General features: G+C 38.5%; 13 protein-coding genes, 1 pseudogene and 1 riboswitch. Of the genes and pseudogenes, 4 read left to right on the forward strand and 10 right to left on the reverse strand.

Features of this window, described 5'->3' with window-relative positions; genetic code table 11:
* Window positions 1–23: 23 nt before the first annotated feature.
* Together B1R93_RS12120 and B1R93_RS12130 are read right to left on the reverse strand one after the other, a co-directional pair.
* A complete protein-coding gene (locus B1R93_RS12120; protein WP_088104213.1) occupies window positions 24–239 on the reverse strand; it encodes a hypothetical protein in 216 nt (71 codons plus the stop codon).
* 681 nt (window positions 240–920) lie between these two features.
* Window positions 921–1139, reverse strand: coding sequence for a hypothetical protein (locus B1R93_RS12130; RefSeq protein WP_245308273.1), 219 nt, complete (start codon window positions 1137–1139; stop codon window positions 921–923).
* Between the two features lie 424 nt (window positions 1140–1563).
* Between B1R93_RS12130 and B1R93_RS12135 the strand changes: the two genes are divergently transcribed.
* The gene (locus B1R93_RS12135) at window positions 1564–2685 is read left to right on the forward strand and encodes a rhamnogalacturonan acetylesterase (RefSeq protein WP_088104670.1); all 1122 of its coding nucleotides are present in this window, start codon (window positions 1564–1566) and stop codon (window positions 2683–2685) included.
* A gap of 121 nt (window positions 2686–2806) precedes the next feature.
* Here B1R93_RS12135 and abc-f read toward each other — a convergent pair whose 3' ends face one another.
* A complete protein-coding gene (abc-f, locus tag B1R93_RS12140; RefSeq protein WP_088104671.1) occupies window positions 2807–4435 on the reverse strand; it encodes a ribosomal protection-like ABC-F family protein in 1629 nt (542 codons plus the stop codon).
* An 804-nt stretch (window positions 4436–5239) separates the two neighbouring features.
* Here abc-f and B1R93_RS12145 point away from each other — a divergent pair.
* The gene (locus tag B1R93_RS12145; protein ID WP_088104216.1) at window positions 5240–5782 is read left to right on the forward strand and encodes a CBO0543 family protein; all 543 of its coding nucleotides are present in this window, start codon (window positions 5240–5242) and stop codon (window positions 5780–5782) included.
* An 89-nt stretch (window positions 5783–5871) separates the two neighbouring features.
* Here B1R93_RS12145 and B1R93_RS12150 read toward each other — a convergent pair whose 3' ends face one another.
* The 4 genes and pseudogenes from B1R93_RS12150 to B1R93_RS12165 all read right to left on the reverse strand — a co-directional run.
* Entirely contained in the window at window positions 5872–6750 is an 879-nt protein-coding gene (locus B1R93_RS12150; protein ID WP_088104217.1) for an alpha/beta fold hydrolase, read from the reverse strand.
* 35 nt (window positions 6751–6785) lie between these two features.
* Window positions 6786–7319, reverse strand: a complete 534-nt coding sequence (locus B1R93_RS12155; RefSeq protein WP_088104218.1) for a YfiT family bacillithiol transferase — start codon at window positions 7317–7319, stop codon at window positions 6786–6788.
* 80 nt (window positions 7320–7399) lie between these two features.
* On the reverse strand, window positions 7400–7957 hold the full coding sequence (locus B1R93_RS12160) for a hypothetical protein (protein ID WP_088104219.1): 558 nt from the start codon (window positions 7955–7957) through the stop codon (window positions 7400–7402).
* A gap of 36 nt (window positions 7958–7993) precedes the next feature.
* Window positions 7994–8543, reverse strand: a pseudogene (locus B1R93_RS12165) (transposase); the annotation flags it as partial.
* Between the two features lie 537 nt (window positions 8544–9080).
* On the opposite strand from B1R93_RS12165, the gene B1R93_RS12175 reads away from it, so the two are divergent.
* Window positions 9081–9587, forward strand: a complete 507-nt coding sequence (locus B1R93_RS12175; RefSeq protein ID WP_088104221.1) for a sigma-70 family RNA polymerase sigma factor — start codon at window positions 9081–9083, stop codon at window positions 9585–9587.
* Between the two features lie 293 nt (window positions 9588–9880).
* A riboswitch (cyclic di-GMP riboswitch) is annotated at window positions 9881–9963 on the forward strand.
* 57 nt (window positions 9964–10020) lie between these two features.
* On the forward strand, window positions 10021–10344 hold the full coding sequence (locus B1R93_RS12180; RefSeq protein ID WP_088104222.1) for a hypothetical protein: 324 nt from the start codon (window positions 10021–10023) through the stop codon (window positions 10342–10344).
* 58 nt (window positions 10345–10402) lie between these two features.
* On the opposite strand, the gene B1R93_RS12185 is transcribed toward B1R93_RS12180, so the two are convergent.
* The 3 genes from B1R93_RS12185 to B1R93_RS12195 all read right to left on the reverse strand — a co-directional run bounded on the left by B1R93_RS12185 (window position 10403) and on the right by B1R93_RS12195 (window position 13117).
* Window positions 10403–10876 carry a hypothetical protein gene (locus B1R93_RS12185; protein WP_088104223.1) on the reverse strand — a complete coding sequence of 158 codons (474 nt, stop codon included), beginning with the start codon at window positions 10874–10876 and terminating at the stop codon, window positions 10403–10405.
* Complete coding sequence (locus B1R93_RS12190; protein WP_088104224.1) at window positions 10873–12411, reverse strand: sensor domain-containing diguanylate cyclase; 1539 nt, start codon at window positions 12409–12411, stop codon at window positions 10873–10875. Before B1R93_RS12190 ends, B1R93_RS12185 begins: the two co-directional genes overlap by 4 nt.
* Window positions 12412–12556: 145 nt before the next feature.
* Window positions 12557–13117, reverse strand: coding sequence for a hypothetical protein (locus tag B1R93_RS12195; protein WP_088104225.1), 561 nt, complete (start codon window positions 13115–13117; stop codon window positions 12557–12559).
* Window positions 13118–13160: the final 43 nt, after the last annotated feature.

Below are 13160 nucleotides of genomic sequence, written 5' to 3' on the forward strand. Positions count from 1 at the left end.
TTAACTTAGCCTCCAGTAAAGTATTATTGTCCCACCTCATCGTTTTCTTGAAGTGTTTGGATCAATTCATCAACATTTTCATTAAATCGGTTTAATTCGTATTCATAAGTCCCATTGTCAATACTATTTCTTGATGACTCTCTTATTGCACTCGAAATATGAAAAGCTGAAAACAAAATACACACACTTAAAATAACGATTGCGCTAGGCAAAGATAACCTCCATTTTTTCTCACTCAAAATGCAGCCTCCCCTTTTACAAATAGCTGGTTACTAAAGATAAATTAATAAAGCTTCCTATTTTCTAGTTTAACACTAAAAATGGACGACTTGGACATTGTTTCCATTTTTTCTTTTGCTAATCTACTCTAGACTTGAAGAAAACAAATACCATTAGCATAAAACGCTAATGGTATGTTGAAGTTGAATACCTGTTGTGCTTTGGGGTTCTTTAAGGTCCCTTTATTTAAAGAAAAAAACATTTCTACTGCTCTTGTTATCTGAACGTCCCCAAAGTAAAAGCTACTAACTAACCTTTATCTATCTTATTCATTTTTTCTTCTATCCTATTAAGTTGTTTCCTAATATCATCTATACTTACTTGTAATTTATTTGCATTATTGTCAGGATTCCATATCCACTTAGCGATCAAGATTATTAGTGTTATAAGTAAGATGGGCATGAGTAACGCCGTTAACACATCGAGAATTGGAAACATATTATAATCGCCTCTAAACTTTATTCGATACAATATCCTTACCATTAAATAACTATTCTTGGGTAAACATTAATTAGAAAAGGCATCCCCTCTTAAGTCCAACCGTATTCAGTATTATATCTCCTTCGCTGCAGCTGTCAGCAACTGTTACAGGATTTCCTCAACTGTGTGTGCCAACCTATTTCATAGCTTAAAAAACTTCATCACAGCTTCCCTTCTTTTATCCATGACCACATTCGATAACTTCCCAATAACGAAATGATAAATAAGAACAGTAATTTTAGTACCCAACTTGATAACATTTCTATTTGAATTAACCCTTCAGCGTTTACAAAAACCCAAATTGAAAACCCAATAAACATTAACCACATAAAAATCGTTGGAATAAGCCAGATGATTCTTAGTTTTATATTCTTCAACACGTAACCCCCCCTTAAGATTACGATGTACGAAAGGAAAATGTTTCAGGATTACCATAGTGTTTGTCCATTTTCACTCCTCCCAGTTAAGCCCTTTAATGTTTAGATAACTTAATAACTGCTGTACGGTTGATTTGTTGTTTGTTCTTAGACTTTATAGAAGGTAAATGCTGACTATTAAGCGCAACAACAAAATATCGTCTTTGCAAAAAAGTGTTACTACCTTTATATTCACGTTTCAAAAATATCCTATTGATGGAAATTTTATCATAGCATACAATCAATCGAGATGGGAGGTGATTACTTCAGTCTGTTAAGTGGAAATTACCTATCTAGGAATGTGTAAAGAAAGATTACTATTCTTGCATTCAAGGGAGGCGGTATCGTGCAAAACGTGTTCTTAAAAGCATTAACGTTGCTTGTAATCATGACGGTCATTGGTGGTTTTGTTCATTTATCAGCAGAGGCAGCACCGAACAAATACAAGTTCGACTTTGGTAATGGAGAGGTCGAAAAGGGCTATATCGGTGTAAGTGCCTCTGATAAGTATGATGAAAAAAAGCGTTATGGCTTTCATACACCAGAGAACATGATTAATGTTCCGGCATCTGGAACAGGTGCAGCCAGTGATGCTGTACAGTTTGAAACGTCCGGTACGAAAAGTACAAACACCTTTGATGTTGACCTGCCAGACGGGCTTTACGAGGTGAAGGTTACGTTAGGGGATACGTTCAGAGCAAGCGTTGCAGCAGAAGGTGTTTACCAAATTATCAACATGACAGGAAACAATGCGACTGATTCTTTTCAAATCCCTATTACTGATGGGCAACTGAACTTACTTGTAACAGCAGGTAGAGTCGGCACAAACTTTACATTAAGTGCCTTAGAAATTAAAAAGCTGTCTCGCCATCCGGAGACCAATCGAACCATCTATATCGGAGGCGACTCCACAGTATGCAATTACTATCCATTAGACAACAGTGTTCAGGCAGGATGGGGACAATTACTCCCGGAATTTGTAGACACGGATACTTTCCAAGTTAGAAATATGGCATCTGGCGGCCAAATTGCAAGAGGGTTTAGAAATGATGGTCAGTTAGAAGCGATTTTAAAATATATTAAACCAGGTGATTATTTTATATTACAGCTCGGCATTAATGATACTAATCCAAAAAATGAAACAACCGAAGAGGAATTTAAAGAGATTATGCGTGATATGGTTCAACAAGTAAAGGCAACAGGAGCAACCGTGATCTTATCGACGCCACAAGGTAGAGCAACCGACTTTAATTCAGAGGGCGAACATACTTCTGTTCATCGTTGGTATAGACATTCTACTGCCGCTTTAGCTCAGGAGGAAAACGTACCATTAGTAGACCTTAATGTGTTAAGTTCGGCCTACTTTACCTCAATCGGACCAGAAGCCACATCTGACCTTTATATGAACGGAGACTCATTACATCCGAACCGTGCCGGAGCAACCGAGCTTGCCCGAATCGTCGCAGAAGAACTACAAAAACAAGGTCTAGACGGTTTTACGCAAGAATAGAAATAGAAAAAAACGGGCCTGTCTCAAAAGTTACTGAAGCAGAGGCAAGCGCTCCGTCACTACATTATCGGAGATATCCCAAAAGGTAAAAATCTACCTTCTGGGGTACCTTCTTTGTCGATTACAGTTCATTCAGAAGCTTTGTAAGCTCTTTAAATTTCCGGTCAAGTTCTGTGTACGCTTCATCATTTGGCGTCATAAAGCTAAGCTTACCTAACACTTCTTGTCTTTCTGTTTCAAGCGTTAAACGTAATTCATCTAGATTATCTCTTTTTGGAGATACGTCATTTAGTCGCTTTTGAATGCTATTATTCGAAATCACAAGTTGGCTGTTTGTCGTTTTTTCGAGGAAATATCGATCATGTGAAACGACGATGAGCGTTCCATCATACTGTGCTAACGTATATTCAAGCTGTTCACGTGAAGCTAAGTCAAGATGATTCGTTGGCTCATCTAACATAAGTACATCTTTTTCTTCTAAAATATACTTCATTAACTTACACTTAATACGCTCACCCATACTCATATTCTTAATCGGTTCTCTCCAATGAGATGTCGTAAATCCTAAATGCTTCATTAACGTTTGGACTTTCCCTCTCGCCTCGAATGTTTCTTGATAAAATAGCTGCTCCGGTGCTTGTTCAAGTGGTAAATCAAACACCTCTTGCGTTAAATAACCAATTTTTGCAGAGGGAGAAATCCATACAGCGCCTTCAGCTGCAACGTGTCCAACTATGACTTTCAATAATGTCGTCTTTCCGCTTCCATTTGGACCTAGTATAGCAATTTTTTCACCGTGCTGAATTGTAAAGTTGGCGTTTTCAAATAGGATTCGTTCGCCAAAAGTTTTTGTTAGATTCTTAACTTCTAAAAACCGTTTTCCTACCTTGCTTTTTGCTTTCATTGAAAAGCGAACTGTATATTCTGGCTCAACCGGTTCAGCCTTTGCCTTTTCTAGCGCTTTTTCAAGACGCTTTTGTTTTGATTTTACTTGTGCATCCATACGCTTTGCTTTGACGCGATAATGCTCTTTATATCCTTCCTTTTTCGTCGATTGAGCATGAGCTTTGTTCGACCAAGACGTGAGCTCTTTAATTTGGCCTTCAATCCGTTCAACCATTTTTTGCTGTTTCTCATATTCACGCTGCTGGGTAAGTCGTTTCTGCTTGCGAACCTCCATATAACTAGAATAATTCCCTTTATGTTCAATAAGCTGCTTCCCTTCAATCGACCATATTTTTGTTGCCACTGCATCTAGAAAATAACGATCGTGCGAAACAAATATAATGGTACCTTTATAATTCGTTATTTGACTAACGAGTAATTCAACGCTTTGCTCATCGAGATGGTTTGTCGGTTCATCTAGTAGTAAAAGGTCTGCCTCCTTTGAAAAACCTTTTGCAAGACGTGCTTTCAGCTTTTCACCACCACTCAATTGTTGAAAATCATCGGTAGGGACATGCCATTTCTCTAGTAATTTGGCTTCAAGAGGAGTCTTATTTCCGGAAAGATGCGCCTCGGTTTCTTGTTCAACCATCACAATGCTCAAGTCATTCTGCAGCCATTGTATTTGTCCTTTTGTCGGCACTAATTCATTATTAATTAATTGCAATAACGTCGATTTCCCAGCACCATTTTTGCCAATGACACCGATGACATCTCCGTGTTGAACACGAGCATTTATTTCTGCAAAAACGTTAACGTCAGTTATTTCATAGCTAATATTTGATATTTTTAATAGTTCTTTCATACATGTAATCCCTCTCTTTAAAGGGAGAATCAAAAAAATCCCCCCAGTTCATTTGGAAGGATTAGTCGTTCTTTGCATATTCTAATAAGCTATTTCATTAATAGCTCTACAATTTATAGAAAATGGGCAGACTAATCCTATTTTATCTGATTTGAAATATGTGATTTCAAACTTTTTAAAATAAGATTAGTTAATCATCGGCCACCCATCATCCCTTCTACTTTTAGTACCATTAGTATAGCACAAACCATTTGTAAAAAAAGTAAAAACCGTGGAATTCTGTACCAGTTTTATTTATCTAACTTAAAATGACCTACTGATTGGTTTAATGAATCGGCTAACCGAGCAACAGATTCAGAGTTTATAACGATCTCGTTCATTGCACTTGTTGATTGTTGAATATTGGCGGAAGTCTGTTCAATACCTACTGACGACTCTTGTGAAATCGCAGAGACATTTTCAAGAGATCGATTGATTTCTTTGCTTCGAACCGTAATGTCTTTAAGATTGCTTGAAATGTTCTCAATTTTCGTTTGGATCGATGAAATAGACGTATTGAATTCTTCAAAGGTTTATCCGGTTTTATTTACTTTCTTTGTTCCCTCAACCGCTTGATCATAGCTAGATTGTAAGGCTTTTACGACCTCGCTTGATGATCGTTTCATACTTATCTAAAAGCAGAGCTTTTGTATTAAGCAAAAAAGCCGATTCCTTTTTTAGAATCGACTATCACATTTATAAAAATTGTCTGATTGGTACATCTTAATATTGTTTCATTTATGCCACTTATTGAAGGAGAGTACGATGACTAATCCTATTTTCGATCAGTATTATTCAAAGGAAAACGAGTTAATGAATGAGAAATTTCAAATTTGGCTTGAGCATTCTCTGTTTTCCTGGCAGTGGTGGTTCGGTCTCATCTTGTTATTTATTTCAATCATTTTTTGGATAAGATTCAGAAAACAGGACAGCACACATCGATTATTATATTCTGGCTTTTTTGTAGTAATATTCTCCTCATTCTTTGACTTACTTGGAGCTTCGATTGGCTTATTTCATTATCACTATGAGCTATTTCCATTTTCCTCTAACTATTTACCTTGGAGCATCGCCATATTGCCAATATCCATTATGACGGTTCTACAAATAAAGCCTAACGTTAACCCATTTTTAAAATCAGCTATTTACTCAGCTGTTATAGCATTTATAGCGCTACCTTTGCTTCATCTTATTGGCGTTTATCATCCGGTAAAATGGCACTATTTTTATTCATTTCTTATTTTATTCGTCCTTTACTTGATGGCGTATTTTCTTGTTCGTCGGAGTCATTTTGAGGAACTCACTTAGAGTAGCAATTTCTGTGACCTGAATGAAACGAGTTTTTTTAAAACTATACTTCTTTTCGGCCTTTTTAATTGCACGCCAGAAAGGTGTAATTAGTAATACTTTTTTAGAAACGTCATAATCTCACTGTTAATTTTCGTTAAACCTTCTTTTGATGGGAAATGTCCCATGTCGTAGGTTTTGAATGCAATTAAATTGGGGATGATTTCTTGAGCCAATTTCTTCAATCTTCTTTCAGGAAAGAAAATATCATGTTTCCCTGCGATGATTAAAGTGGGTGCGTAATAATTTGTTAATTCTTTCTTCTCCGTTAATTTAGGCATTTCTTGTTCAAGCTTTATGTATTTAAATACATCCCCGATAATTTTTTTATCGACTTCTTTCATGCTATTATTTGACATAATCCCAGTGATTTTATGAAGATGTTTTTCTGATGATGTAACGTTAAATAAGACTAAAGGAAGTAAAATATCTTTAATCATTTTGGCTTTGGAGCCTAATCCTATTCCAGCTGGTGATACTAAAATGGAACAATCGATTTTATGTGGCATAAATGTCGCTAATCTTAAGATGATTCCAGCACCGTACGAAGGACCAATGAATGCACAACTATCGATATTAAAATAATTCATTAGTTCTTCGATCCACTGTGCAAAACTATGATCCTTCGCTGAAATTCTGTTTTCATCACTGTATCCCGGATGACCAATAGTATCTGGTGCATAAATTCTATAGTTGTTTAGTAATGGTAGAAACCAAGATAACGTCATTGGATTGATACAATTACCACCCTGGAATATAAAAACAGGTTTTCCTTCAGGTGGACCAGCAACAAGAACGTGCGTTTTTCCATAACTTGTATTAACAAAAATTCGTTCGACATCTACATTAAGTGAATGTACATAGCTTTCATAGTGTTGGTTTATCGCATTTTTTCCTTCTTCGCTTTTATAAATGGTCCCATTCCCCATAAGACCCTCCTACTATCTAACATTAGAAAGAATAACTACTCCGTCCAGCCCATTCGTCGTTTAATTTCAATAATTTGTGCTATATGATGTCTTCCATGCCAGGCAAATCTCTGTATAGCAACATCAAGATTCATCATCCCGTGACTGGGGCTTATGAATGTTCTTTGAAAGTCTGACGGCTGCAACGCAGAAAGCAAGGTTACAAATCTAGCATGAAGTGACTCTAGAAGAACTAACGAGGTTTCAATCGGCGTCTCTTGATAATCAATAAGCTCAGCCCAGAGGTCTTCTCTATATGAGCTTGAAGTTGGGTTTTCCTCGGTTAAAGCCTTCTTGAAACGGATATAGGCATTCATATTATTATCCGCCAAATGATGAACAATCTGCTGAACGGTCCATCGGTCAGGTCGGTAAGGAGTAGTGAGCTGCTCCTTCGATAAATTTTGTACAATATGCCTTAGAATTTTGGGAATATCTGAAATCTCATGATTCCATTTTTTACGTTGTTCTGAATTCGGATTTTCTGTTGGTTCGAACTGCCCTATCGGAAAACGAAGAGAACTTTCCATTAGTTCACCCCTTAAAAAATGATTTCCTCTAAATCGAAAATACCAAGCTTTCGTAAAAGATTATTTGCAAACTCCGTATACTAAACCGTTTCCTCAAACCACTTTTTTAATTCAGGTTGTTTGTTAAGCTGTGCTTCTGTTACTCGCAACGCTAGGTTGTTTTTAATGACAACTAACTGGGGGTCTCCGTCGACATCTAGTAAGAAGTGGTTTTTTATTGGTGTTGGGTAGATTTCATTTATGTGTCCATTTGCTATATAATCCTGTCTAATAAAACGTTTTTCTTCTTCGCTCACTGTATGACGCCCCTCCTTCTCATTTAATTGTCTCCTCCAGTCATGTGGCAATGGGGTTGATTTGCTTGAATCATCGGTATCGGTTTTAGTGGTACGTGGGTCAATATATTCGCGCCATAATATAACGATCCCAACGATCGTGAGTAGTATACCTATTACAAACGGAATACCGAGCTGTAAGCTTTGACCTCCAGCTTGTGGTCCAAAAATAGCAAACCAAAACTTTGATTGTCCAGACCATTCGGTAATACTTGCGGCGTAGATTGTTGCGCCCAATATGATTGTTAACGTTATGAATAGACCGCCAAACATGATGAATCCACCAATTACAGTTTTCTTCATTTAGATTTCCTCTATTCTATGCTATTTTCTATTAATCTACCATAAAAATACAATATTGTATTGTATTACAGACCGTAGACAAAACGCCTTTGAAAAAGATTTCAAAGACGTTTTTACGTGATTTTGCTTATTTGTCGTTGTTGCCACTGGAGGATGAGTGTTTCTCCAGCGCCAATTCACTAACTTCTTCAGGTTCATGGAAGCGAAAACAAGCATCGCCTGCATTGAATTATTTTCCAACCCTTTTAGATTGGTCCAACGCAAACCATGCTTCTGTGTTGAGATCAGCAAAGACGCGTTCGATGGTTTCCTTCCGCTTCGCGTAAATCTCTTTATTTAAATCCGTATGTCGCAAGTGTTCAGCATCATCTAAGGCACCCTGCCAAATGTGCCGTAAAACTAGCTTCTGATGGTTTTTACTTTTCGTACATTGGTGTAACACAGGACAGTCCTGACAAATGGATGGATTCGATATGTACTCTCGATATCCGTCTCGGTTTGTGGTTCGATATGGGAGAATCTGATCTTCTGGACATATGTAACAATCATAGTACTCATCATAAACAAACTCGTGTTTTCGGAAATAGCATCCGTATTATAGAAAAAAACCAGTCAACTGTCTCGCATTTGTGAGATAAAGGATGTTAAAAAGGACGTGGACTCGTATTTCCCCTCAGAAAAAGCGGACGGGATGGGAGGGCCGACTCCTGCAGGAGGAAAGGGCAGGTGGAAATCCACCGGCGGAGCCGGTTAGTTCCACGCCCGCCTGCGGAAAGCATGCCCCCCATCCCGGGAGCGGATTCGAAGCGTCTTATCATGGCAACCCCACAAAAATACAAAAGCTAGTAGACTGTCTCGTTATAGAGACTTTGTCGACAAGCTGAAATACAATATTGTATTGTATTATATGCCTGAGCTGTATCTCATTTTTTCTGTCATTTTTATTAAAACTGCCTGCCTCTATGGTCTGTTTTTAGTTAAATGCTTTAATAAAACTGTCAAAATCGTGGCTTTCTCCTTATGATTTACTCCCTTTTTCCGACATGCATGTTTTTTTGATTTCTTTTACGCTTTGTTTACCGCGGAATATAGGGAAGCGCGCTTCTTATTTGGGAAGGTTTAAATGGAAGCTAATGATTTTGAAAAGGTACTGGAGACATTTGAGCCATTGATTAAAGGACAATTAAAGAAGCTTCATCTTTATCAAGATCATGAGGAGTTTTATCAAGTAGGTGTGATCGCTCTATGGGAGGCTTATCGACACTTTGATGATGAGAAAGGCTGCTTTGAGGCATATGCCTACCAAACCGTCCGCGGACGGCTCTTAACGAAGCTACGCCGGGAACGTCTCTATTCGGAACGTACAATTTTTCTCGATGAGCAGTCGAATGGACAAATTCCAGATGTAGACGATCCTTGTGAAACTAGCATCATGCTGTTATCACCTTATTTGACTCAGCTCACCCCGCGTGAACAGCTGTGGGTTTATGAGGCCGTTATTCTTGATAAGAAGAGAGAAGATATTGCAAAAGAACAAGGGGTATCGGTTAGTACGGTGGCATCTTGGCGAAAGCAAGCACTCCGAAAGCTGCGGGAAACTGTGAAAGGAATAGATTGTGAGAGGCTGTAATAGTAGAAGAGACGAGGTTCAATTTGGTTTCGTCTGTCATAGATTGTAGTACTGCTATAAAGCGTTTGCTATACGTATTATTCTAGTGTGGTTGAAAAAGGCTTTTAGTCAAAAGGACTGAAGTATACGTAGGTCATTTACCTAGGTATACTTTCTTTTTTTTACAAAAAAACTACTTTATTTCAACAATTAACGACATTTTCATTGATTTTTTGCTATGATATAAAGTACTATATGAGAAGAAATTCCATTTACCTGTTTCAATTTCTATTTATATTCTTGTTACTAATTATATAAGAAAATGGCAAACTTGCTGAAAAGCAAGGACGCAAAGCTACAGGGACTAAAGGGAAACCAATGTCAGCCAGCTGCCTTAGACTTGTAGGATCTTCTTGTAAAAGGCAGCGAAACTTTTATAGGAGGATTTTTTTACATGCAGTTTGACGAATACGATTTAATAGAAGCGCTTAAAAAATTCGATATCATTGTAAGCCATACACCTGACGACCCACAGCTCGTGTATATTTTCAAAAACTTTATTAACTACTTTTTGAACGTAAGAACAAAAACGATTCCGCTACCGCTTCCAGAACTTTTGTCTGTTTTAGAGCATGAGAAGCCGACTATATATACTTACTTACAACATGAAGATAGTTTGTACCTTTATCATATGCTTGACTCAAGAATCAAGTACGATGAAGCAAGGAACCGATTAACAGACCTTGCTTCAAAATTGGAACCGAGCTTTCCGAAGTGATCCAATTATTATCTAAATAAGAGATGGACACCTACGCAAGGTGGCTCATCTCTTTTTTTTAGGCGCTCATCATTCGATACACTTCCTTCAAAAAATCATCTGATGTACTGCGGTGCATAAGCTTATATGCACTCATCTCAAGATATTGTCGCTCATTGATTTTCCCTTCATAAAGGAGCTTATCAAAATAAGGCAAACGAAAGTGTTCGATCGAAATATAGGCGATTAATAGCTCCTCTTTCTCTTTTCTTACGTAAATTTTCAAGCCATTTAATTTCGGAAAAATAAACGACGTATAATCAGGCTCAGCCACAAGCTGATCGAGTGTGGCATTGGCGAGTAATGGCAGCCGGTTCGGTAGCGGGACAAAGTAGGTCATCTCTTCAAAGGAGAAGTGAATATCATGTAGCTTTACGCCCAAACCGCGCAGCCTCCGTTCGGTTTTCCAGCGTAAAACGACGTACAGACACGGTCGGCTCATGTACATTATGACGAACGCCAGCAAAAAGACAATCAATCCGTAGCCAATCATATGTGACTTCCCCCTTTATAGCTGTAAACTTGGTCTTTGCCATTGTGTTTTGCTGCATATAATGCGTCATCGGCAAATGACAGCAATGAATCTACCCCGATGTTCCCGTTTGCATATGTAGCCACACCAATGCTGACGGTGACTTTGCCTTTAGGCTGTGTATCTCCAGCTGGAAAGCGATGATGACGAACTGCTTGGCAAATACGTTCTCCTGTCTGCTTCGCTTGCTCGGCCCCTTGCTTCGGAAGTAAAACGACGAATTCCTCGCCACCGAAGCGACAAACAATGTCTTCTTGATCGACTTGAGCTGTGATAATATCAGCAAGCTGCGTGAGAACTTCATTTCCTTGGAGATGTCCGTTCGTATCATTGTAGACTTTGAAATAATCAATATCTAACACAAGCGCAGAGAGTGGTTCATCATTTGTTAAAGCGGAGTCCGTTAAATGTGGCAGCATCCGGTCGAGAAAACGTTTATTATATAAACCAGTTAGTCCATCCTTTATCGCCATTTCCTCCATTTTTTCATAGAGTGCAGCATTTTCAATCGCCATCGCCGTTTGCGTAGCTAGTGGCGTAATATTGTCTAAGTCTTGATGAAGAATCGGCTTCTGATTGACGATATTGTCAATGAATATAAGACCGATAATGTTCCCTCTGCTTAAGAGTGGAAGAACGGCAAGCTGTTTCATCGAAAACGTATCGCGCAAGCTTGTAATGGTCTTGTCCTTTGCCCCTTCATGTTCATCAATGATATACGGTTCTTTGTTTTCGATAATCTTTTGTAGGAGCTCATTGTCATCGTCAATAGCGAAGGTGAAGGTGCGGATTTTCGCATTAAGTTCATGATCATCCAATACTGCTTTGTCTTGAAGCTGGATGAAATCCTTTAGCGTAAATTTGTTAATGACAACATTTTCCCAAATTTTATGTCCGCGTTCGACTGAAATGGGACCGATGCCGATTCGACCTGAATACGATGAATCGTTATTTTTCAAAAATAGCAGCGCCCGATTAAAGCCGAGTCCGTAGCCAGCTGTTAGCGATGTTAGAAAGATGTGCAATAATTTATCAATATTTAACGTACTTTGTAAGGCAATCGATACTTCCCTTAGGACGTGGAGGTTTTTCGATTGTAGGTAAAATTGCTTTTGCCATTGATGAAAGCGAGCCCTGCTAACCGCTAAGTAATTCGTCAGCCCTGCAACTGTGAACGCAAATAAAAAATAACTAGTGGAAATTCCAGCGGCCCAGCCTTCCGGAAAAACCCCAGCCTTATAAAGGGCGACGGAGATTGTCAATGCAGCTACTGTCCCTCCAACCCACTCATAGCTTATTGCAGCAACGAAGAGGACGAGCAGTGCCATCCAAGGTAAATGATGGACGCCAACTAAGTAACTGTTAATGCCTGTAAACGCAATTGCAGCCACCATCAATATCGAGCGGTTTACATGCTCCGAGAATAAAAACCTCACAACATTTAAACAAAAAAAGCCAGCGAGTATGAACACGAACAAAACGATAGACATGGCCATTTTTCCCCATCCCCCTTTCTCAACAAACGATTTTGATAGTTCTATTTTACCATAGTTTTAATAATCTAACCTTTCTAGTTTTAAAAGAGGGGATGTTCCAAAAGGTTCGTTCTTAACCTTTTGGAACATCCCCTCAGCCATGTGCTCATTCTTCGCGAGTCTTTTTTCGTTTATTTGCTAAAATAGCAGCTAGCGTAATGATAGGTGTGATGTATAAAAGCATAATCACTGCGATCATGTTCGTACTGTCGCTTCTTTCATTTACTAAATTTACTGTGTTCGCCGGCTTATCGCCTTCGCCCAAATAAGATAATTCCTCTTGTGCCTGATCCAGTAATCTCGTTCCCATACAGGAATCTGTCTGATATTCTCCTGCTTCTTTCTTCGCAAAGACGACGTACGTTTGTCCTTCACTAAACTCATAGTCAATACTAGAGCTCGTATTGTCGTAGATCGATGGGTTAAGAAGACGAACTTGCGTATTATTTACACCTTTCCAAGCTGAATCCACTTCAAATACAACGTAATCATTGGCCCTTCCATTCGTTCTACTTACCTTTGGGTCAATCGCAATCACAGTTCCTTTAAAAACGATGTCACTATGATTGACTTGCTCTTCTGTTGATATCCCTCCAGCGCAGGATGCGGACGTTTGGACCGGATAAAAACTAAGCATTAGCACGAAAATAAACCATCTTCCTCGCATCGTCATTCCCCTTTTTAAATGATAAGTAAATTATATACAATTT

Origin of the sequence: Halalkalibacter urbisdiaboli (assembly GCF_002156385.1) — a bacterium.
Lineage (GTDB): Bacteria > Bacillota > Bacilli > Bacillales > Bacillaceae_D > Halalkalibacter_A > Halalkalibacter_A urbisdiaboli.

Bases quoted from the DNA above. Each gene is read 5' to 3' on its own strand.
- B1R93_RS12135 (WP_088104670.1), top strand. From the start codon at position 1,564: ATGACGGTCATTGGTGGTTTTGTTCATTTATCAGCAGAGGCAGCACCG.
- abc-f (WP_088104671.1), bottom strand. From the start codon at position 4,435: ATGAAAGAACTATTAAAAATATCAAATATTAGCTATGAAATAACTGAC.
- B1R93_RS12145 (WP_088104216.1), top strand. From the start codon at position 5,240: ATGACTAATCCTATTTTCGATCAGTATTATTCAAAGGAAAACGAGTTA.
- B1R93_RS12150 (WP_088104217.1), bottom strand. From the start codon at position 6,750: ATGGGGAATGGGACCATTTATAAAAGCGAAGAAGGAAAAAATGCGATA.
- B1R93_RS12155 (WP_088104218.1), bottom strand. From the start codon at position 7,319: ATGGAAAGTTCTCTTCGTTTTCCGATAGGGCAGTTCGAACCAACAGAA.
- B1R93_RS12160 (WP_088104219.1), bottom strand. From the start codon at position 7,957: ATGAAGAAAACTGTAATTGGTGGATTCATCATGTTTGGCGGTCTATTC.
- B1R93_RS12175 (WP_088104221.1), top strand. From the start codon at position 9,081: ATGGAAGCTAATGATTTTGAAAAGGTACTGGAGACATTTGAGCCATTG.
- B1R93_RS12180 (WP_088104222.1), top strand. From the start codon at position 10,021: ATGCAGTTTGACGAATACGATTTAATAGAAGCGCTTAAAAAATTCGAT.
- B1R93_RS12185 (WP_088104223.1), bottom strand. From the start codon at position 10,876: ATGATTGGCTACGGATTGATTGTCTTTTTGCTGGCGTTCGTCATAATG.
- B1R93_RS12190 (WP_088104224.1), bottom strand. From the start codon at position 12,411: ATGGCCATGTCTATCGTTTTGTTCGTGTTCATACTCGCTGGCTTTTTT.
- B1R93_RS12195 (WP_088104225.1), bottom strand. From the start codon at position 13,117: ATGCGAGGAAGATGGTTTATTTTCGTGCTAATGCTTAGTTTTTATCCG.